This is a genomic window from Sphingobacterium sp. (genome assembly GCF_032065005.1).
Classification (GTDB): domain Bacteria; phylum Bacteroidota; class Bacteroidia; order Sphingobacteriales; family Sphingobacteriaceae; genus Sphingobacterium.
In genome coordinates, this window is record NZ_DAMBMM010000001.1 from 619,015 (window position 1) to 639,236 (window position 20,222).

Sequence of the window (20,222 nt, forward strand, 5' to 3'; positions counted from 1 at the left end):
AGCAATGCAATTTTATGGAAGAATATGTGATTGATATTGAGGCTGAAAATAAGGAAATCCGTAAAAGATACCGCGCACTTTTAAGGGCTTGTAAGCCCACTCTTCAAAAAGGAGATAAGCAACAGATCAGAAAGGCCTTCGATTTAGCACTGGAAAGCCATAAAGATATGCGCCGGAAATCTGGCGAACCTTATATTTACCATCCTATCGCTGTAGCACAGATCGCTGCAGAAGAAATCGGACTTGGAACTACTTCTATTGTTTGTGCATTGCTACATGATGTTGTTGAGGATACGAGTGTTACCCTTCAAGATATCGAAGAACAGTTCGGAAAAAAAGTGGTCCGTATCATCGACGGGCTGACCAAGATCTCTGGGATCTTTGACCCGAACAGTTCCATGCAAGCCGAGAACTTTAGAAAAATGCTGTTGACCCTAGCGGATGATGTTAGGGTAATCTTAATTAAACTGGCTGACCGTCTTCATAATATGAGGACCATGGAATTCATGGCCCGCCATAAGCAATTGAAGATCGCTTCGGAAACCAGCTACCTTTATGCTCCCCTAGCCCATCGACTGGGTTTGTATGCCATAAAATCTGAGCTGGAAGACCTCTCGATGAAATATACGGATCCTGATACGTATAAGTTTATCGCGAAGAAACTGAATGAAAAGAAGGCTGAACGTGAAAAGTTTATCGCTGACTTCATTTCTCCTATTCAAGAAATTCTAGCTGAAGAAGGCATCAATGCTTCTGTTTTTGGAAGACCTAAGTCCATCCACTCCATCTGGAACAAGATGCGCAAGAAGTCCATTCCTTTTGAAGAGGTGTATGACCTATTCGCAATCAGGATCATCATTGATACAGATGATGAAAAGGAAAAAACAGAATGTTGGAAGGTCTATTCAATCGTAACTGACCTTTATCGTCCGAATCCAGACCGCTTGCGTGACTGGGTGTCTTCACCGAAGGCAAATGGCTATGAGTCTTTGCATACGACCGTTATGGGCCCGAGAGGTCAATGGGTAGAAGTACAGATCAGGACAAGAAGGATGAATGAGATTGCTGAAAAAGGTTTTGCTGCCCATTGGAAATATAAAGAGTCGAACTCTGACAATGGTTTGGATCAATGGATCCAAAAGGTACGCGATATCTTGAACAATCCGGAACCTAACGCCCTGGACTTTGTGGATGATTTTAAAATGAACTTGTTCTCCGACGAGATCTTTATCTTCACGCCTAAAGGTACCTTGGTGCAGCTTCCGAACGGAGCTACGGCTCTTGACTTTGCCTTTGAAATCCATACCGATATTGGTGCAACTTGTATTGGCGCCAAGGTAAACCATAAACTGGTTCCCCTGAGCCACGAACTTCTGAATGGTGATCAGGTAGAGATTATCACCTCCAGTAAACAGACCCCAAAAGAAGATTGGCTAAACTTTGTTGTAACGGCAAAGGCGAAGTCAAAAATCAAATCATCCTTGAAGGAGGAGAAACGTCGTGTTGCTGAGGATGGTAAGGAGATTTTGGAGAGAAAACTGAAATCTTTGAAGATTACCTACAACACGGAAAACATCAATAAAATTGCTAATTTCTTTAAGTTCCCTAGTTCGCAGGAGTTATTCTATAATGTGGCCAAGGGTGCTATCGATATTAAGAACCTTAGGAATTTTGTTGCCAATGAGCGTTCTGAAGACGCCAATCAAAATCAATTCCAGTCCCATATCAATGGGTTGGTGGAGAAGATCAACAAAAAGGATGATACCATCCTGATCGGCGATGATTATCAGAAAGTAGATTATACATTGGCACCATGCTGTAACCCAATCCCTGGTGATGATATCTTTGGGTTCTTGACCGTTAATGATGGCATCAAGATTCACCGTACAAGTTGCCCGAATGCTTCAAAATTGATGGCTAACTATGGCTATAGGATATTAAAAGCGAAATGGGCATCATTGCACAATAATGTCGCCTTCTTAACTGGATTGAAGATAGTCGGTATTGATGATGTGGGCTTAGTAAATAAGATCACAACCGTCATTTCGCAGGACTTCAAGGTGAACATCCGTTCTCTTTCCATTTCCAGTAACGAAGGGATATTTGAAGGGGATATCATGGTCTTTGTAAACGACACCAATCAATTAGATAGTTTAATCAAGCATTTGAAGCAGATTCCAGGCATTACTGGAGTAACACGATATGAGTCAGAAAACTAAAGACTTACAAGGTCTTGACATTTTCACATGGATATTACCATCCTATTTTGGTAAATTTGGAACTTATAAAGGAAATACCTTATGAAACAAGGGGAAAATTACGAAACCGTAAAGAAGATTTTTGAAGCCTACTTAGAAAACAAAAATCTCAGAAAAACACCTGAGCGTTATGCAATCTTAGAAGAAATCTACTCGAGATCAGACCATTTCGATGTAGAGTCTCTATATATCCACATGAAAAACAAAAAATACCGTGTAAGTAGAGCGACGGTATATAATACCTTAGAATTACTGGTATCATGTGACTTGGTGACCAAACATCAGTTTGGCCGCAATATGGCTCAGTTCGAAAAATCGTATGGTTACAAGCAACATGACCACGTTATCTGCATCGAATGCAATAAAGTAGTGGAATTTTGTGACCCTAGGGTATACCAGATCCAATCTATGATTGGTGATCTATTGAACTTTGATATCAAGCACCATTCCCTAAACCTATATGGAATCTGTGCAGACTGCAGAAAAAGTAAACTCAACCAAGAGGCTCCCGTAAAAGAAGCAGTAATTTCAAATTAATTTAACATTCGAGGAATTAATATATACCTTTGTTCGGAAAAAGGCACATTAGCACCTTTTTCCGAATTTTTTTTGATTCGTGAATAAACAAAATAAATTTTAACTAATAAATTTCAAGTAATACTATGCAAGTTGATGTGCTATTGGGATTGCAGTGGGGAGACGAGGGAAAAGGGAAAATCGTTGATGTTTTTTGTCCAAAATATGATTTGATCGCTCGCTTCCAAGGCGGACCAAACGCGGGACACACTTTAGAGTTTGACAACAAGAAATTTGTATTGAACACTATTCCTTCAGGAATCTTCAATGAAGGAACCCTAAACCTAATCGGTAACGGTGTTGTAATCGACCCTATCATCCTAAAAAGAGAATTGGACAACCTTAAAGCTGCTGGATTCGATCCAGTTGGTAAAGGGAACTTGGTAATTGCGCGTAAAGCACACTTAATATTACCAACCCATCAACTATTGGATGCAGCATCTGAATCTAATATGGGTGCTGGTAAGATCGGTTCTACACTTAAAGGTATCGGTCCAACTTATATGGACAAAACTGGCCGTAATGGCTTAAGAGTCGGAGATACTACTCTTCCGGACTTTATGGAGCGTTACGAAAAACTTAAGCAAAAGCACCTTTCCATGTTAGCTCACTATGGTGAGATTCCTGATTTTTCTGAAAAGGAAAAAGCGTTCATGGATGCTATCGAATTCTTGAAATCTATTCCTCATGTAGACTCTGAACACCTTGTAAACCAATACTTAAAAGACGGTAAACGTGTGTTGGCAGAAGGTGCACAGGGAACTCTTCTGGATGTTGACTTCGGTTCTTATCCATTCGTAACTTCTTCAAATACCACTACTGCTGGTGCATGTACAGGTTTAGGAATTGCTCCAAACAAAATCGGAGAAGTATTCGGAATCTTTAAAGCCTATGCAACTCGTGTAGGTGGCGGTCCATTCCCGACAGAACTTGAAAATGAAACTGGCGAGAAATTACGTCAATTAGGTCATGAGTTTGGCGCGACTACAGGTAGAGCTCGTCGTACCGGATGGATCGATCTTCCTGCATTGAAATATGCCATTATGATCAACGGGGTTACCGAATTGATTATGATGAAAGCGGATGTATTGGATACTTTTGACAAGATCTACGTTTGTACACACTATAAATACCAAGGTGAAACCATCGATTACATGCCATATGAAATCATAACTCACCAACCTGAGCCTATCCTGAAAGAAGTTGAAGGATGGAATACAGATTTGACTGGTATCCGTAGTAAAGATGAAATTCCAGCTGCATTGAACAATTACATCGCATTCTTAGAACAAGAATTGAATGTGCCAATTAAGTATTTGTCAGTAGGTCCAGATCGTACGCAAACTATTGTTTTATAAGAAACATGGCAAAAGCCATTTTTGAAACGGACTCTTCTACATTCTTACTTCAGGCACTTAATTGGTCTAAAGGATTTGATACGGTATGTCTTTTTCAATCAAATGGTTTCCAAAATCAATATTCAAAGATTGGGAATCTATTAGCCATCGGTGCTAAGGAGGAATTCTCAGCCAATGTAGGATCAGTCTTTACTGATCTAGAAAACTTTAAATCCCGGTATCCAGACACCTTGATACCGGGATTTCTTAGTTATGATCTCAAAAACGAAGTCGAAGATCTTCAAACCAACCACCCTAATCCACTTGGTTTTCCCGATGCATACTTCTTTATTCCTCAGATTTTAATTGAATTCAACAAGGATACCATCAGTATCACTGCGGAGGATCCTCAACAAACATTTGAAGAGATCAGTATGTTCCCAAGCTTGGACCTGCATTATCAATTTAAGGGCAAGATACATCCTAGAATGGATCAAGAAGGATATTTTGATGCATTCAACAATATCCAAAGGCATATTTATCAGGGTGATATATATGAAGCCAACCTCTGTCAGGAGTTTTTTGACGAGCAAGTAGAGCTTGATAATCCAGAAGCCCTGTACCTGCGTTTGAATAGCCTTTCCCCTACTCCTTTCTCATCTTTCATCAAGGTCAGGGACAAGTACATCATCAGCGCTTCTCCCGAACGCTTTCTTGCAAAAAGAGGAAAAACTTTGGTTTCCCAACCGATCAAAGGAACTGCAGCTCGAGGAAAGAATGCAAAAGAAGATGAAGAGTTGAGGAACAATCTTGCAAGAAATCCCAAAGAGATTGCAGAGAACGTCATGATTGTGGATCTCGTTCGAAATGACCTGACGAGAAGTGCCATTCCGGGAACAGTTGAAGTGACGGAGAAACTCGGAATCTATACCTTTGAACATGTCCACCAAATGATTTCCACGGTATCTTGTGAAATGGATGAAAGCCTAACTGAAACTGGAGTTATCCGAAACACCTTTCCGGCAGGTTCAATGACTGGTGCACCAAAGATTTCAGCCATGAAATTATGTGATAAATACGAAACATCACGTCGCGGAGTGTATTCAGGAGCTATTGGATACTTTTCTGCAGACGGTGATTTTGACTTTAACGTGGTCATCCGTACCATTCTCTTCAATAAAACCCAACAATACCTATCCTTCCATACCGGCAGTGCCATCACTGTAGATGCTAATGCAGCACATGAATTCGCCGAATGTTATACCAAAGCAAGTGCGATTTTGAAAGCTTTAGAACAAAAGCTTTAAATAAATTCATCAGAGACCCAATATATTGTAGTTATTTTTTCAATAAAATCTGCAAATCATTAACATTTTGTTATTTTTGTTTCGATTATGAAAATTAGTGGACAGATGTCTTACTAAGCTATGTTTATATTGTAAAATTTTTAATGGGACGTCATATTTTAAAAAGAGAGCAAGCGATCACGTTTGTTAAAGAAACATTTGCATCTCGATTGAAGGAAGTATTAAACCTCACACCTGTTTCTTCACCAATAGTGGTCTTGGATGGGACAGGAATTAACGATGATTTAAATGGAATCGAGAGACCTGTGTCTTTCCCGATCAAATCATTATCCGACCAAAGAGCCGTTGTAGTGCACTCCTTGGCAAAATGGAAAAGAATCAGATTGAAAGAATTGGAAATGGAACCTGGAGAAGGTATCCTAACTGATATGCGAGCATTACGCCCCGATGAAGATTACTCCCCGATCCATTCTATATATGTGGATCAATGGGACTGGGAAAAATGCATCCGTTACGATGACCGTAATCTAGATTTCCTGAAAGAAACTGTAGAAAAAATCTACGGAGTAATCTATTCTACCGAACAAGCGGTTGCGGAAAAATATCCTCATGTAGAAACTATCCTTCCAAAAGAAATCAAGTTCATTTCTTCCGAAGAATTGTTGTTAGCTTATCCGCACCTATCTCCTAAAGAGCGAGAAAACGCTATCTCAAAGGAATATGGGGCCGTATTCCTGTATGGAATTGGAGGCGCTCTTTCCAACGGGCTTGCCCATGATGGCCGTGCAGCAGATTATGATGATTGGAGCACAGACAATAGCCTTGGATACAGAGGGTTAAACGGTGATATCTTGGTGTGGAACCCTATCCTAGGTTCTGCCTTTGAACTATCATCCATGGGAATCCGTGTCGATAAAAAAGCACTGATGACCCAATTGGAAATCAGAAACAGCCTAGACCGACAAAAACTGACCTTCCACCAGATGTTATTGAACGATCTATTGCCAGAATCCATTGGCGGTGGTATCGGTCAATCCAGAATCTGCATGTTTATGTTGAAACTAAAACATATTGGAGAGGTTCAAGTAAGTATCTGGGATCCAAAGAAAAAAGAAGAACTCCTAGACCAAGGAGTTGAATTACTATAATCTTTAAAGATTAATTGAAAATAATACTAATAATTTTAGTAAATAAAATTATTAGTATTATTTTTGTTTAATGGAGTCTTCACACTTTGCTATAGTCGATATCGAAACCACTGGTGGTTATGCCTCTGCCAGTCAAATTACTGAAATAGCTATTTTCATTTATGATGGCGATCGAGTAATAAACGAATACAGCACCTTAATCAATCCTGAACAACCTATTCCATTCCATATCCAAGCTCTTACGGGCATTACAGATGAAATGGTCAAGGACTCCCCTGTTTTTGCTGATGTGGCAGAAAAGGTTTTCAGTCTCTTGGAGAACAAGATTTTTGTTGCCCATAACGTACATTTCGATTATTCCTTCATCCAATCTTCCCTGAAAAGTTCAGGTTACGACTGGAAAGCATCCAGGCTCTGTACTGTCAGGTTATCAAAAAAGATCTTTCCAAACCTTAATTCATATAGTCTTGGGCGTCTTTGCCAATCCTTAGGCATTGACATACAGGATAGGCACCGAGCGAAGGGAGATGCCGAAGCTACGGTTACCTTATTCCAGCAACTTCAGGAAGCCGATAGCCATCAAATTATTGAAAACTCCATCAAACATAAGGCTAAGGAGCAGCGCATCCCGACCCATATTTCCTCTGAGCAGGTCAATAACCTTCCCATGAGTACCGGAGTATATATCTTTAAGAATTCCAGTTCCAAGATAATCTATGTCGGTAAAGCAAACAATATTAAGAAAAGGGTGATTTCCCATTTTACGGGAAATAATACAGGACAAAGGAGACAAAGCTTTATCAATGAAATCTGCTATATTGAATTCCAGGAAACTGGAACTGAATTAATGGCATTTCTATTGGAGTGCCACCTGATCAAGAAGAACTGGCCGATCTACAACCGAGCTCTAAAGAAGTTTGAACCCAAATACGGTCTATTGGACTATGAAGATCAAAATGGATATATCAGGCTTTCCATCTGCCAGGTTCGAAAAAATGTAAAACCCATTTACTATTTCAATAGCGTTCATGAATCAACGCAACTTTTACTCAAATTGGTGCAAGAATTCGAACTAGATTTGCGCTTATGCTCCTTCTTTTCTAATCCAAATTTGCCGAAGGAATCAAAGGAAATTAATTCAAATAAAACCTTACCCGCATTGGATGAGTACAATCTCAAAGTAACCCAAGCTATTGAGTCCTTGACCGACCAGAAACGCAGTTTTGTGATTTTGGACAAAGGAAGGAACATGAACGAGAAAAGCTATGTATATTATAAGGACAATAAGGTATATGCCATTGGATTCGTTGAAAATGAAGATGAAAACATGGATATTGAAAATATTGTCAGCCAAGATGATCTGGTGATCAATAACTTTTACATGAACCACTTAGCAGAAAGCTATGCAACATTATATCCCAACAAAGTCCTACAATTAAAAGGTGTTCCTTCTCTAGAATAGAGTCAATTGATATCCCTCTTCCACAGCTTCTAAATCATGAAAATTCGAAATCGTAACTCCCAGTAACCTGACCCGACTTTCTTGCAGATCCAGTTTATTCAAAAGGTCCAGGGCTTGATTCTCGATATCCACGAGCTGTTCCATGGGCGTGAAAAAGGTCCGGCTTCTTGTAATCTGCGTAAAATCTCCAAACTTCACCTTTAAGGTAATGGTCTTACCAAACTTCTCTGCTTTTTTGAGGCGCTTGAATAATTTGCTTGAAATCCTCTTTATTTCTTCCACCATATCCTCCCGTTCCCTTAGGTCTGTTTCAAAAGTATCTTCCACCCCGATGGACTTACTGATCCTATTGGGTTTAACAGGGCGGTTATCCTCCCCACGGACAATTTGATAGAAGAACTTTCCCGACTTTCCGAAATGCTGGATCATCTCTATTTCCGAAAACCTCTTCAGGTCATGTCCATTGAATATCCCCATTTGGTTCATCTTTTTGGCCGTTACTTTTCCGACTCCAAAGAACTTCTCGATAGGCAATTTTTCCAGAAATGAAACGATCTTCGAAGGCCCAATAAAAGTCAAGCCATCAGGTTTCTGGAAATCGGAGGCGATTTTAGCCACAAACTTATTGACCGAAACCCCAGCAGAGGCGGTTAAACCCAGTTCTTCAGAAATGGCATCTTTAATTTGCTTCGCTATTTCAATTGCTGAACCTATCCCCTGCTTATCTTCTGTTACATCCAAATAGGCCTCATCTAAGGACAAAGGCTCGATCAAGTCCGTATATCGGCTGAATATGGAACGTATATGATTAGAAACCTCCTTATAGACATCAAATCTCGGATAGGTAAAAAGTAAATGTGGGCACAGTTGCAAAGCCATACGGGAAGACATTGCCGATTTCACACCAAATTTCCGGGCTTCATAGCTTGCAGTGGCCACAACTCCCCTGCCATCTGGCGAACCGCCGACAGCAAGGGGCTTTCCTCTAAATTCAGGGAAATCGCGCTGTTCCACAGAAGCATAAAACGCATCCATGTCGATATGAATGATCTTTCGCATTATCCAAAAGTAAAAAAATGGTATTAATACTACATATCAAAAGCCCAAATTTGACTTTAAGCCATGAAATTATAGTATCTTTGCGCTAAGTCCAATATATTATTAAAAAATGAGTAAAGTAAAAGTTGGTATGGTTCAAATGTCTTGTGTAAAAGACAAACAAACGAACCTAAACAAAGCTATTGAGAAAGTTCGTGAAGCTGCTGCCAAAGGTGCACAAATTGTATGTTTACAAGAGTTATTTACTTCTTTGTATTTCTGCGATGTGGAAGATTACGATAATTTTGATTTAGCAGAAGCAATCCCTGGACCTTCTACAGATGCCCTTTCTGCCGTGGCTAAAGATTTAGGAGTAGTAATCATTGCTTCTCTATTCGAAAAAAGAGCACAAGGATTATATCATAATACCACAGCTATCTTAGATGCAGACGGTTCTTACCTTGGTAAATACCGCAAGATGCATATCCCTGATGATCCGGCATTTTACGAAAAATTCTATTTCACCCCAGGTGATCTAGGATATAAAGTATTCAATACAAAATTCGGTAAGATTGGCGTGTTGATCTGTTGGGATCAATGGTATCCGGAAGCATCCAGGATCACTGCCCTTATGGGTGCTGAAATCATGTTCTACCCTACTGCTATCGGTTGGGCGACTGATCAAGACGAGGAAACCAATCAAGACCAATATAATGCTTGGCAAACTATCCAACGCTCTCACGCAGTTGCAAATGGAGTTCCGGTAGTATCGGTAAACCGCGTTGGTTTTGAACAAGATGGTGCCATGAAATTCTGGGGCGGTAGTTTTGCTACCAATGCACAGGGTAAATTATTGTACTTAGCCTCTCATGATAAAGAGGAAGTGGAAGTGGTGGAAATCGATTTAAATCAATCCGATTATTTCCGCAAACACTGGCCTTTCCTACGTGACAGACGTATTGAAACCTATAGCCCAATTACCAAAAGGTTTATTGACGAAGATTAATAAGCTCTAATTTAAAATATAAAAAGAACTATGTTTTGTACCACGAAACATAGTTTTTTTACGCTAATTTATTATGACAGCGCATATCAACTCAGATTTATATTCATTTCAAGATACCCCCAAAGCTCAAGGCTTTGTTTTTCCAGCAGAATGGGAAAAACAGGAGGCACTTTGGTTAAGTTGGCCACACAAGGAAGAATCTTGGCCAGGAAAAATCGAAACCATTTACGAACCATATGCCCAGTTTATCAAGCTGGTTGCCGAAGATCAACTTGTCCGCATCAATGTTGCTGATGAAGAAATGAAAGCATTTGCTCTTTCTCATATTGAAAAATCAGGTGCTAAAATGGAAAACATCAGCTTCTATTTCAACCCGACCAATGATGCATGGTGCCGTGACCATGGCCCTGCCTTTGTGATCAATCGCGAAACCGGCGAGAAAGCTATCGTTGACTGGGGTTACAATGCTTGGGGCGGAAAATATCCACCATTTGATCTAGATGATGTAGTACCCACAAAAATCGCGAAGGAATTCAATCTTAAACTCTTTACTCCGCCAATCGTGATGGAAGGTGGATCCGTAGAATTTAATGGTAAAGGAACTATCCTGACCACCACCGCTTGCCTTTTGAACGAAAACAGAAACCCTCATCTCAACAAGGAACAAATTGAAACTTACCTAAAGGATTACTATGGCCAAGACCAAGTCCTATGGTTAGGTGACGGTATTGTTGGTGATGATACGGATGGACATATCGACGATATTACGAGATTTGTTTCAGAGGACACCGTTCTAACGGTCGTTGAGGAAGATAAATCGGATGAAAATTATGCTTTATTACAGGAGAACCTAGAAAACTTAAAAGGCATGAAGCTTTTGGATGGTCGCTCTCTAAAGGTAATTGAATTGCCAATGCCAAGACCGGTAGAATACGATGAGCAAAGGCTACCTGCTTCATACGCAAACTTTTACATTGCAAACAGAGTGGTTATTGTACCTGTTTTTAATGATAAAAATGATCAAAAAGCCTTAGAAATTATTCAAAGTGTCTTCCCTGATAGAAAAGTAATCGGAATCGATTCCGTTGATATTATTTGGGGATTGGGAAGTTTTCACTGTTTAAGTCAACAAGAACCTTCAATATAATATGAAAAACCTAAAACAGCTCTTATTAACCTCGGCATTCATCTTTTTAGGCCTATGTATGGCACAGGCTCAAGAAAGAGATGACCGTGCAACAATATTGAATTTCAAAGGTATTCAGTATAAATCGAATGACTCTTTGTTCTATATCAACTTTCGTTTTAGAATGCAAAACCGTTTAGGTTTCAAACAGGAACTGAATGATATCGACGATGGTAAATTTGATGCCAGGATCAGAAGACTGCGTATGCGTATGGATGGATACATCTATACCCCAAAGATTTCTTATTCGGTACAATTGGCCTTTACCCGCAGTGACCAGGATTACGATGATACCAAGGTAGCAAATATCGTAAGGGACGCGGTGATGTTCTATAACTTTTCGGATGACTTCTATATCTCCTTTGGACAGAATAAATTACCGGGTAACCGACAACGTGTAAATTCCTCGGGTCAATTGCAGTTCGCCGATCGTTCCTTGGTAAATGACAACTTTACCCTTGACCGTGACTTTGGTATTTCCCTGAACTTGAGTAAGAAAATCGGAAATATGCCATTCAACGCAAAAGCCGCTATCTCAACCGGTGAAGGCCGTGCTGCAGCTTCAACCGATCCTGGTTTAGCATATACCGGTCGTGTTGAATTCCTCCCTTTGGGTAAATTTACCAATGAAAATGATTACCAAGAAGGTGACTTAGAACGAGAAGAAACACCAAAAGTATCTATTGGTGCTGGCTACAGTTATAACGATAGAACCAAAAGAGAAGGTGGCCAGTTAGGTAGGTTTGTACAAAATCCTTTCACTTTCAAAACCACATTTGCGGATGCGATGTTTAAATACAGTGGATTTGCATACCAAGCTGAATATATGCGTCGTGACGTAGATAATCCATTTAACATCACAGATGAAGAAAAGCCACAGGAAACTGTAGCATATAAGGGATGGGGTGTAAACCAGCAAATGTCCTATCTATTGAACCATGGCTATGAAATAGCAGGTAGATACACCTTGGTTCAGCCGGATAGTGAGATCAAGGCATTTGAGAGACAGACCGAAGTGGTGGAATTGGGCCTTACCAAATATATGAAAGCCCACCGCTTGAAATTCCAATTGAACGGTAACTATACCTTCAAAGATGGCCATTTCAACAACAGTAATGACAAAAGCTCTTGGGGCGCCATGTTCCAAGTTGAATTGGGAATCTAATATTTTCCGATACCTCATATCCAAAGGCTGCAAGTAATTTTGCAGCCTTTGTCATTTAATCCTATGGATTTTCCCCTTTTATTGCATCATGGTTATAAGAATCCTTATCTTTAAAGATTAATTGTTGCAATGAAGTATTACTTAATAGCCGGTGAAACATCAGGCGATCTGCATGGTGCAAACCTGATCAAAGCATTAAAAAAAGAAGACCCCGAAGCTGAATTCCATATTGTTGGAGGCGATCAGATGCAAGAGGCTGCCGAAGTCCCTGTCCTGATCCATACCTCTGAAATGGCATTTATGGGCTTCGTGGAGGTTTTGATGAACCTTCGAAGCATTTCCAGGAACCTTAAAAAAGTGAAGGAGGATATACAAAAGGTCCAACCTGACTGTCTGATCCTGATTGATTTCCCTGGCTTCAATATGAAAATAGCCGAGTTTGCCAAGAAGCTCGGAATTACGGTCAACTATTATATTTCGCCTAAAATTTGGGCCTGGAATCAGAAACGCGTTTACAAGATCAAAAAAGTGGTGGACCATATGTTCTGTATCCTTCCATTTGAGGTCAAGTTCTATAAAGAATTCAGATATGATGTAGACTATGTAGGCAATCCCCTATTGGATGCAATTTCAGCCTATAAGTTCCAACCTGATTTCCGAGAAAAAAATGGCTTGGACAAAAGTCCGATTATTGCATTATTGCCGGGAAGCAGAAAAATGGAAATCGAGCATCTCCTTCCTGAAATGGTAGATCTGTACAATCGTTTTCCTGCGCATCAACTTGTCATTGCCGGAGCCCCCAATATTGACCTGAGCCTATATCAAAGGTATATTGGCGATTACCCTATCCCAGTCATATTTAATCAAACCTATGACCTTCTAAAGCATGCTGAGGCAGCAGTGGTGACCAGTGGTACAGCGACCTTGGAAACTGCACTCCTAAGGGTGCCACAGGTGGTCGTCTATAAAGCAAATCCTATTTCGGTCATGATTGCTAGACAGGTCATTAAAGTTCGGTTTATCTCTTTGGTTAATCTGATCAACGATTATCTTTCCGTAATCGAATTGATCCAGAAAGATTGTACCACGTCTAATATTTCCGATGAACTTGGTTTATTGATATCTAACCCTGAGCATCGGGCAAGTGTGTTAGAAAATTATGATGTCCTTATGGAGAAAATGGGAACTCCCGGTGCCTCCGAAAAAACCGCTAAATTGATAGTGGAATATATGAAGGCTGAAAATTAAACTTTTTTCCAATAATATTGTCCTAATATACAGGAGGATAATGAAATGAAATACATATTAAGTTTAGCGTTAATTTTAGGTAGCTTCTTTACATATGCGCAAGAAGTTCAACATATTCCACGCCTAGAGCTTGGGAAAAAAGACAAAAAAGTTTTCAGCAGAGGAGATTCTTCCATGATCTTGAAAATAGATACATTGATCATGAAAGATAAATCCAAAATAGAATTCTATGCCAAAAAGGATGTAAAACTCGAAATTGGATATGCTGAAATCGGAAAAAATGTGGTGATTACCGGGCAAGACAGCAAGAACAATGCAACCAATATAGATATGGACATCAATTTTAAAAAATTGGGATCCCTATTCATAATTGCTAGAGGTTTGGATGCCTTCAACGGTACCAAGACATTCCCGAATGGCAACGGTGGAAAAGTTAGTATTACCTATGATCCAACAGGAGTCAATCCACAAACCAAGGATAAAAAAGGCAACAATTACTTATTTGTTGATATTAAAGAAGGTGGTCTTAGGGTTAATCCAACTAGTGAGATTGGACAGATCTACAGCCGTATCTCTATGTCTTATCCTGGCTTAAGAGGAATGCCACAAGGACAGATTTACTCTGGTTCTCCTGGTAGAGAAGGATCAGTGGAAATAAAAGCAAAGGAATTATAACAGAATAAAATATTAGTCCGCGCTATTTTCGGAGCATAAAAACGATCAGGTGTAAGCATCTGATCGTTTTTTTATTACCCTTTATTATTGATATTGGGTTCGAATCATTCTAACCATGTTTTGACCTTATTCGAGACATATTCGGAAATTTCGGAATGTGTCTCGAATAAGGTCAGAAGGAGCTGTACAATTTTATGAGTTGTTCTTCTTAAAAGAATAAAATTGTATGGGCTCTACCCTATTGCATGTTGCGTATTTTCTTTTGTTTTATTTTCTTTTTTAGCCTTATTGATCTTCAACTGCAAGAGAATTATTGAAGCTATAAAGGTAACTATTGCAATTATGGCTAATCCTAAAATCGGGCCATGCAAATATGCCGATGTACCTTTTTCGATCATTAAGGTACGGAAAATCTGTAAATAGTGCGTCAATGGAATCATTTTCGCAATGCCTACCACCCAATCAGGCATTTGGCTCAATGGCCATGTAAAACCACTCAAGATAAAACTTGGGGTCGCGATGACCATCAAGATCTCTGTAGCCTTCAACTGACTTGGAATAGCGATACTGACCAGCACACCGATAAAGCTTACTGCCAAGAGGAATAACATGGTTGATCCAAAGAAAGTCCAGCCATCGAGTTCTAATGGCATCCTATACCAAATCGAATAAGCATAGTACAGTCCAAAGATCAGGAAGGACATTAGGATATATGGCAAAATTTTTACCAAGATCAGAACAAATACGTTTTTAGATCTGCCGACCAATTCGTTGAACGTGCCTTTTTCGAACTCTGAGGCAAAGCTCAGTGCCAGTCCAAGCATCATAACCTGTTGCAATACCGTTAACAGTACCCCTGGCAACATAAAATACAGGTAGTTACCACTGCGGATATTTTGCTTGATCATGGTAATCTTAAAAGGTTCAAACTGTTTGCTGGCAACGAATTCAGGTACACCTTTCTTCTGTTGAGCTTTGATCTGGATTCCTGCTTTTAAGGTCGATGCAGCAACATTCACGGCCATCATGGCGTAATTGGAAGTCAAGGTGTTGGAGGCATTGACAAACAAGGTCAGTTCCGTACTTCGATTATAATTAATGTCGGACGAAAAATTACGAGGGATCTGAACGACTACGGTTGATTCCGTTTTCATGGCTTCATCTTTAGCCTTAAAAGGATCGTTGAGAACCTTTGCCACATAAATGACTTCATTTTCCTCAAACATATCGATCAACTGTCTACTCAATGGGCTTCTGTCTTCATCCACTACAATGATGGGTAAATTAGTAACTTTACCCTTCTTATATACTCCGCCTACCAAAACACCATATAGCACAGGAGCACCAAGGAAAAGGACAAGCAATACTTTATTCTGAAAGAAAAGCTTGAATTCTCTTATTATTAAACTCCAAAAATTCTTCATGCTAATTAGTTTTGTTTGACTAAGAAAGTCGCTTTAGTTAATAGATCCTTAGATTCCTGTTTGTCCACTGGTTTTAAATGGATTTCAAATAAGGTCTCCTGTTCTTCAAAATCAGGATACGCCGTGGAGATATTTGCATAAGAACTCAAGGGTTTAATGGTTTCTACTTTAGCCTTGATTTCCTTATTGTCCAAATATGGAACGGTAAGGATTTTCTCTTGTCCTTTTGTAAAGTCTTTTACCTTGCTTTCAGGAATGGTTACCCTAAAAAAGGTGGCGTCATTGATGTATCCCGAAACCAAGCTGTATCCTGCCAAGGCAAGCTCACCGACCTGCAGATTGATGTTTTCTACAGTCATATCTTGCGGTGCTAGGATATACCTTTCTTTGCCGGCAACTTTAACTTCGTCCACAGCACCTAGGGCACGCTCTTTCTGGCCTAAGGCCATTCTTTGTTGCTCAATACGGGCACCATGCTGTACATCTGCTAATTCAGCCTGGGCAGCAAGGTATTGATTCTTTGCACCTTGATATTTTGCATATACTTCATCATATTTCTGTTGAGCAATCAATGAATCCTTTAAGAGATTGTTCATGCGGTCCAGGGACTTCTGAGCAAAATCAAATTGTTCCTTGAGACCATCTACTTTGGCATGCAGTTGTTTCAACTGTCCATCAGTTGCACCCTTCACAGCCATTTCGTATTGAGCCTGTGCGGCAGCTAATGCCCCTTCAGCTTGAATTGATTTCGCATCTACTTCTGGTAACTCCAGTACGATCAAGGTATCCCCTTTGTGGACAGACTCTCCTACCTCCACTAGAATCTTCTGGATCTTTCCCGGGATTTTTGTGGTCACCGCGATTTGATCACGTTCAATTTTTCCTTCTAATTTTGTTTCCTTTTTAGCATTGTCCCCAGAACAACTTTGTAAAAGAATAATGCCTGCTATTGTGTATATAATATTTTTCATGATTATCTAGTGATGGTTTGGTATAAGTTTCCGTTTGCTTTCAATAACTCCGATGCTGCCAAGCGCTGATTTAAGACTTGGTTGTAAAAGCCCAATGATTGTTTGTAAAATTCATTTTCTGCTTCCAACCTTTCTGTCACATCCGCCAAGCCTTCTTCAAACTGTCGAGAAGCTAAGTGTAGATTGTTCTTGGCAATTTCAACTTGCTGGTTGCTCACGCTTATTTTTTTCATGGCCAAATTATAATCTACTTCAGTTTTTCGCTGTAATAGGGAAAGCTTCTCCTTGGTGTCAGCAAGTTTGTTTTCATTGATCTGAATATCCAATCTTGCCTTATCAATCGCCGTTTTGTGGGCTTTTCCTTCAAATATGGTCCATTTGACCCCTACTCCCAAAGCAAAATTGGGTGCCATCCTTAAATGATTGGCTTCTAATTTTAAATCACCCAAATGTGGAAGGTCTTTCAAGGTAGCATTTGTACCAAAAGCATTGAAATAGGAAACATTCCCAAATGCAAATACCTGCGGAAGCTTGGCTCCCTTTTCTTTTTTCAACACATATTCATAGGCTTTTTGAGAGGCTTCCAGTGCTTGAAGCTCCTTTCTGTTCATCTGTTTAGCCGATTCCATTTCCAGATTGATCTCTTGAAGCTGATAATTGACAGCTTCCAACTCCTCAATATCCATCCCTGTCAGTTCCTGTAGCTTAAAGTACAGGAGCTCCCTATTACTTTGCACCTCTGCTTTTTTACTTTCCAACTCCAACATCGCCAACTTAATCTTATCGCGGTCATATGGGATTGCAAAGCCATTTTCAATTCCTTTCACCACTTTGACGTGCTCCTTATTCAATCTTTTCTCAGAGTCGATAATCAACAGGTCAACTTCTTTCAGGAGCATCAATTGGTCAAAACTGTGCAACACTTCTTGGGCCAATTCATCATAACCAGCTTCAGTCATCAATTGTTGCGCTTTAAATTTCTGTTCCAATGCCTTTTGCCCGTTAGTGATCTGCAGACCACTGAATATGACCTGGGTAGCTGTTACGCCAGCCATTCCAATTTGAGTAGATAGATTCATGCGTTGAGAACCATCAAAAATGCTGGTACCTAGCAAAGGCAAGGTTTTAGCAGGAAGATCCACATCAATGTTGCTGTTCAGGTAACCATACATGGCATTTGCAGAAACAGTCGGCAACAACTTTCCTTTTACGTTTTCACGGTCCAATGCTACCTTTTGATTTTCAAGGTTGGCATTGATCAGTGATTTATTATAATTAACTGCCTTTTCAACAGGTGCTCTGAAAGCTTCCAGCCCCTCTTGCCCATAAGCAGTCATGGTTGTAATCAACACGAAAGCTAAGCTTGATAAGGTTTTATTAATTTTAAAATCCATTTTGAATCAGTTTGACTTAATCTTTTAACAAGACAAAGATGCAAGTGTTTTAGATGAATAAATTTCAGATATCTTAAAAAAGAACATTTATCTAAAATTCAATCCATAATAAATACCATTAAAATGATCTTATTGAGTATGGAAGATAAAATTAGCTGCAGGTGGATATAGAAAAATTACTATTTGATCCCCCGTATTACCGAGAGTGTCTGTTGGGAAATGCCAAGGTATGAAGCGATATGTCCTAAAGACGCATTTTGGAATAACTCCGGATTTTCTTCAATCAACGCATTATAACGCTCATGAGCCGTTTCAAACTGGGTTTTGTAAAACCTATTGGAAAAGTTTATCAGGGAGTCTAAAAGGACTTTTTGAATAATCTTATTGACGGTAATATCTGTATTAGAAAGTTCTTCAATTGCTGCAAACGGAATCAAGCAGACCTTGGAAGGAGCCAATGCCTGAAAGCCAAAAAGAGATGGCTTTTTATAAAAGACACTTTCAATACCGGTTCCAAAGCTATTTGGACCAAAGAAATAGTGTGTTATTTCTCTTTTGTTTTTATAATAGTAAATCCTGGTAAATCCAGATTCGATAAAATAAATATATTTTAAGTAGGTATCAGGCTCAAAGATTACATCCCCTTTAGCATATTCTTTGACTTCAATAATTGAATCAAAGAATTGCTCGAGCTCATCATTGATATGGTAAAGTTCCTTAAAATAATTTAATAGGGTCATCGGGAATTTCTGCTGATAAACATTGAAAATATTGTTTTTAATTGGCCTAAACAAATGATTTATGCATTATTTTTTTGGTTAGAGCGATCCATTGAAAAAGAATTTTTCTGAAAAAAATAATTACATTTATGGTAAGAATGCTGTTTGATATGGCAGCTTCAAACTAATCAATTATAAAAAATGAAAATTACACTAACAGTCATCATGTTAGCCTTTATTACATTGGCGCATGCACAGCATCATGAAACTAGAAAAATCGGTAATATTTCAGGGATTTCGGTTGCTTCAGGTATTCAAGCTAAGTTTATCAAATCTTCAAAAAATGAAGTGGTAGTCGATGTTTCCCGACAAGATCTATTAGATAAAATTGTAACTGAGGTCAGGGGCGGGAATTTAAAGATCCAGGTAAAAAGAGGCAGCAATATCAGAAATGCTAATTCATTGAAGGTTACTGTATATAGCAATTCTACCATTAATTCAATTGCAATCAGTTCAGCAGGATCATTAGAGATCTTAGATCCAATAAGTGTCAATAATTTCAATGCAGACCTCTCCTCTGCGGGAAAATTGAAAACTGGAAAGGTTGAAGCTACCTCTTCGGAAATAAACCTCAGTTCTGCCGGTAAAATGTCAGGTGAATTAAAGACCGAAAAATTGGCAATCAATGCTTCCAGTTCTGGAGAATTGACCCTTTCTGGTTTGGCCAAACAGACCACTGTAAATATGTCCTCAAATGGTAAAGCATTTTTACAGAACCTGAAGACCACAGATTTAACGGTTAATGGTAGCTCAGGTGCCGGATTGAAAATCAATGTATCCAATGAATTAAACGCAAATGTTTCATCAGGAGCAAAAGTCGAATATTCAGGTAATCCTAAATCAAAATCAGTCAATCATTCTTCAGGTGGTTCAGTTAGCCAGCTATAAAATATTTTATTAAGGAATTAAAGGAGCTAAAGCAAAAACGATGTTCGATTAATCGACATCGTTTTTGCTTTAGCTCTATATAGTTTACCATCCATGCTAAAATAATTCATCCCCGCTGGGGATGTATGGCGGATAAAATATATTCTTCTGGAAAATAAATATAGGTCTGAATGGCTATAAACAAAGTTCTATCAAACTTGCCATTGGTACACAGGAAGGATCTCGGAATACAACAAGCCCATATTTATTTTAAACAACAAAAAAAGTATTGCCTCACGAGTTGCATTGGCGAACAGGTCCTTTAACTTCATTTTCCGCCTTTCAGTCATTCTGACGAAGGAAGAATCTCGGAATACAACA

17 protein-coding genes are annotated in these 20,222 nt (G+C 39.3%); 12 read left to right on the forward strand and 5 right to left on the reverse strand.

Annotated elements, in window-relative coordinates:
- Positions 1 to 14 precede the first annotated feature (14 nt).
- The 6 genes from RT138_RS02670 (at position 15) to RT138_RS02695 (ending at position 8,088) form a co-directional block, all read left to right on the forward strand.
- Positions 15 to 2,219: a RelA/SpoT family protein gene (locus RT138_RS02670; protein ID WP_185214431.1), complete on the forward strand. Its 2,205-nt coding sequence runs from the start codon at positions 15 to 17 to the stop codon at positions 2,217 to 2,219.
- 81 nt (positions 2,220 to 2,300) lie between these two features.
- The gene (locus RT138_RS02675) at positions 2,301 to 2,795 is read left to right on the forward strand and encodes a Fur family transcriptional regulator (RefSeq protein WP_093096388.1); all 495 of its coding nucleotides are present in this window, start codon (positions 2,301 to 2,303) and stop codon (positions 2,793 to 2,795) included.
- 125 nt (positions 2,796 to 2,920) lie between these two features.
- On the forward strand, positions 2,921 to 4,192 hold the full coding sequence (locus RT138_RS02680; protein ID WP_185214429.1) for an adenylosuccinate synthase: 1,272 nt from the start codon (positions 2,921 to 2,923) through the stop codon (positions 4,190 to 4,192).
- A gap of 5 nt (positions 4,193 to 4,197) precedes the next feature.
- A complete protein-coding gene (locus RT138_RS02685) occupies positions 4,198 to 5,478 on the forward strand; it encodes a chorismate-binding protein (protein WP_313189413.1) in 1,281 nt (426 codons plus the stop codon).
- 143 nt (positions 5,479 to 5,621) lie between these two features.
- Positions 5,622 to 6,626, forward strand: a complete 1,005-nt coding sequence (gene asnA, locus RT138_RS02690; protein WP_185214427.1) for an aspartate--ammonia ligase — start codon at positions 5,622 to 5,624, stop codon at positions 6,624 to 6,626.
- A gap of 70 nt (positions 6,627 to 6,696) precedes the next feature.
- Entirely contained in the window at positions 6,697 to 8,088 is a 1,392-nt protein-coding gene (locus tag RT138_RS02695; protein WP_313189414.1) for an exonuclease domain-containing protein, read from the forward strand.
- On the opposite strand, the gene dinB is transcribed toward RT138_RS02695, so the two are convergent.
- Entirely contained in the window at positions 8,080 to 9,147 is a 1,068-nt protein-coding gene (dinB, locus tag RT138_RS02700; protein WP_313189415.1) for a DNA polymerase IV, read from the reverse strand. The genes RT138_RS02695 and dinB overlap by 9 nt on opposite strands.
- Positions 9,148 to 9,256: 109 nt before the next feature.
- Between dinB and RT138_RS02705 the strand changes: the two genes are divergently transcribed.
- From RT138_RS02705 to RT138_RS02725, 5 genes are all read left to right on the forward strand, one after another.
- Positions 9,257 to 10,132, forward strand: a complete 876-nt coding sequence (locus tag RT138_RS02705; RefSeq protein WP_313189416.1) for a carbon-nitrogen hydrolase — start codon at positions 9,257 to 9,259, stop codon at positions 10,130 to 10,132.
- A gap of 73 nt (positions 10,133 to 10,205) precedes the next feature.
- Entirely contained in the window at positions 10,206 to 11,279 is a 1,074-nt protein-coding gene (locus RT138_RS02710) for an agmatine deiminase family protein (protein ID WP_313189417.1), read from the forward strand.
- A gap of 1 nt (position 11,280) precedes the next feature.
- Entirely contained in the window at positions 11,281 to 12,483 is a 1,203-nt protein-coding gene (locus RT138_RS02715; protein WP_313189418.1) for a porin, read from the forward strand.
- Between the two features lie 129 nt (positions 12,484 to 12,612).
- Positions 12,613 to 13,731: a lipid-A-disaccharide synthase gene (gene lpxB / locus RT138_RS02720; protein WP_313189419.1), complete on the forward strand. Its 1,119-nt coding sequence runs from the start codon at positions 12,613 to 12,615 to the stop codon at positions 13,729 to 13,731.
- Positions 13,732 to 13,776: 45 nt separating this feature from the next.
- A complete protein-coding gene (locus RT138_RS02725; RefSeq protein ID WP_313189420.1) occupies positions 13,777 to 14,406 on the forward strand; it encodes a hypothetical protein in 630 nt (209 codons plus the stop codon).
- Positions 14,407 to 14,639: 233 nt separating this feature from the next.
- Here RT138_RS02725 and RT138_RS02730 read toward each other — a convergent pair whose 3' ends face one another.
- The 4 genes from RT138_RS02730 to RT138_RS02745 form a co-directional block, all read right to left on the reverse strand.
- Positions 14,640 to 15,830: an ABC transporter permease gene (locus RT138_RS02730; RefSeq protein WP_313189421.1), complete on the reverse strand. Its 1,191-nt coding sequence runs from the start codon at positions 15,828 to 15,830 to the stop codon at positions 14,640 to 14,642.
- Positions 15,831 to 15,835: 5 nt separating this feature from the next.
- Positions 15,836 to 16,801: a biotin/lipoyl-binding protein gene (locus tag RT138_RS02735; RefSeq protein ID WP_313189422.1), complete on the reverse strand. Its 966-nt coding sequence runs from the start codon at positions 16,799 to 16,801 to the stop codon at positions 15,836 to 15,838.
- Positions 16,802 to 16,803: 2 nt separating this feature from the next.
- Positions 16,804 to 18,195, reverse strand: coding sequence for a TolC family protein (locus RT138_RS02740; RefSeq protein WP_313189423.1), 1,392 nt, complete (start codon positions 18,193 to 18,195; stop codon positions 16,804 to 16,806).
- A gap of 179 nt (positions 18,196 to 18,374) precedes the next feature.
- Positions 18,375 to 18,935, reverse strand: coding sequence for a Crp/Fnr family transcriptional regulator (locus RT138_RS02745; protein WP_313189424.1), 561 nt, complete (start codon positions 18,933 to 18,935; stop codon positions 18,375 to 18,377).
- A gap of 180 nt (positions 18,936 to 19,115) precedes the next feature.
- On the opposite strand from RT138_RS02745, the gene RT138_RS02750 reads away from it, so the two are divergent.
- Positions 19,116 to 19,862 carry a head GIN domain-containing protein gene (locus RT138_RS02750; RefSeq protein WP_313189425.1) on the forward strand — a complete coding sequence of 249 codons (747 nt, stop codon included), beginning with the start codon at positions 19,116 to 19,118 and terminating at the stop codon, positions 19,860 to 19,862.
- Positions 19,863 to 20,222: the final 360 nt, after the last annotated feature.

Excerpts from the sequence above, each read along its gene's own strand:
- RT138_RS02670 (WP_185214431.1), top strand. The coding sequence starts at position 15 with ATGGAAGAATATGTGATTGATATTGAGGCTGAAAATAAGGAAATCCGT.
- RT138_RS02675 (WP_093096388.1), top strand. The coding sequence starts at position 2,301 with ATGAAACAAGGGGAAAATTACGAAACCGTAAAGAAGATTTTTGAAGCC.
- RT138_RS02680 (WP_185214429.1), top strand. The coding sequence starts at position 2,921 with ATGCAAGTTGATGTGCTATTGGGATTGCAGTGGGGAGACGAGGGAAAA.
- RT138_RS02685 (WP_313189413.1), top strand. The coding sequence starts at position 4,198 with ATGGCAAAAGCCATTTTTGAAACGGACTCTTCTACATTCTTACTTCAG.
- asnA (WP_185214427.1), top strand. The coding sequence starts at position 5,622 with ATGGGACGTCATATTTTAAAAAGAGAGCAAGCGATCACGTTTGTTAAA.
- RT138_RS02695 (WP_313189414.1), top strand. The coding sequence starts at position 6,697 with ATGGAGTCTTCACACTTTGCTATAGTCGATATCGAAACCACTGGTGGT.
- dinB (WP_313189415.1), bottom strand. The coding sequence starts at position 9,147 with ATGCGAAAGATCATTCATATCGACATGGATGCGTTTTATGCTTCTGTG.
- RT138_RS02705 (WP_313189416.1), top strand. The coding sequence starts at position 9,257 with ATGAGTAAAGTAAAAGTTGGTATGGTTCAAATGTCTTGTGTAAAAGAC.
- RT138_RS02710 (WP_313189417.1), top strand. The coding sequence starts at position 10,206 with ATGACAGCGCATATCAACTCAGATTTATATTCATTTCAAGATACCCCC.
- RT138_RS02715 (WP_313189418.1), top strand. The coding sequence starts at position 11,281 with ATGAAAAACCTAAAACAGCTCTTATTAACCTCGGCATTCATCTTTTTA.
- lpxB (WP_313189419.1), top strand. The coding sequence starts at position 12,613 with ATGAAGTATTACTTAATAGCCGGTGAAACATCAGGCGATCTGCATGGT.
- RT138_RS02725 (WP_313189420.1), top strand. The coding sequence starts at position 13,777 with ATGAAATACATATTAAGTTTAGCGTTAATTTTAGGTAGCTTCTTTACA.
- RT138_RS02730 (WP_313189421.1), bottom strand. The coding sequence starts at position 15,830 with ATGAAGAATTTTTGGAGTTTAATAATAAGAGAATTCAAGCTTTTCTTT.
- RT138_RS02735 (WP_313189422.1), bottom strand. The coding sequence starts at position 16,801 with ATGAAAAATATTATATACACAATAGCAGGCATTATTCTTTTACAAAGT.
- RT138_RS02740 (WP_313189423.1), bottom strand. The coding sequence starts at position 18,195 with ATGGATTTTAAAATTAATAAAACCTTATCAAGCTTAGCTTTCGTGTTG.
- RT138_RS02745 (WP_313189424.1), bottom strand. The coding sequence starts at position 18,935 with ATGACCCTATTAAATTATTTTAAGGAACTTTACCATATCAATGATGAG.
- RT138_RS02750 (WP_313189425.1), top strand. The coding sequence starts at position 19,116 with ATGAAAATTACACTAACAGTCATCATGTTAGCCTTTATTACATTGGCG.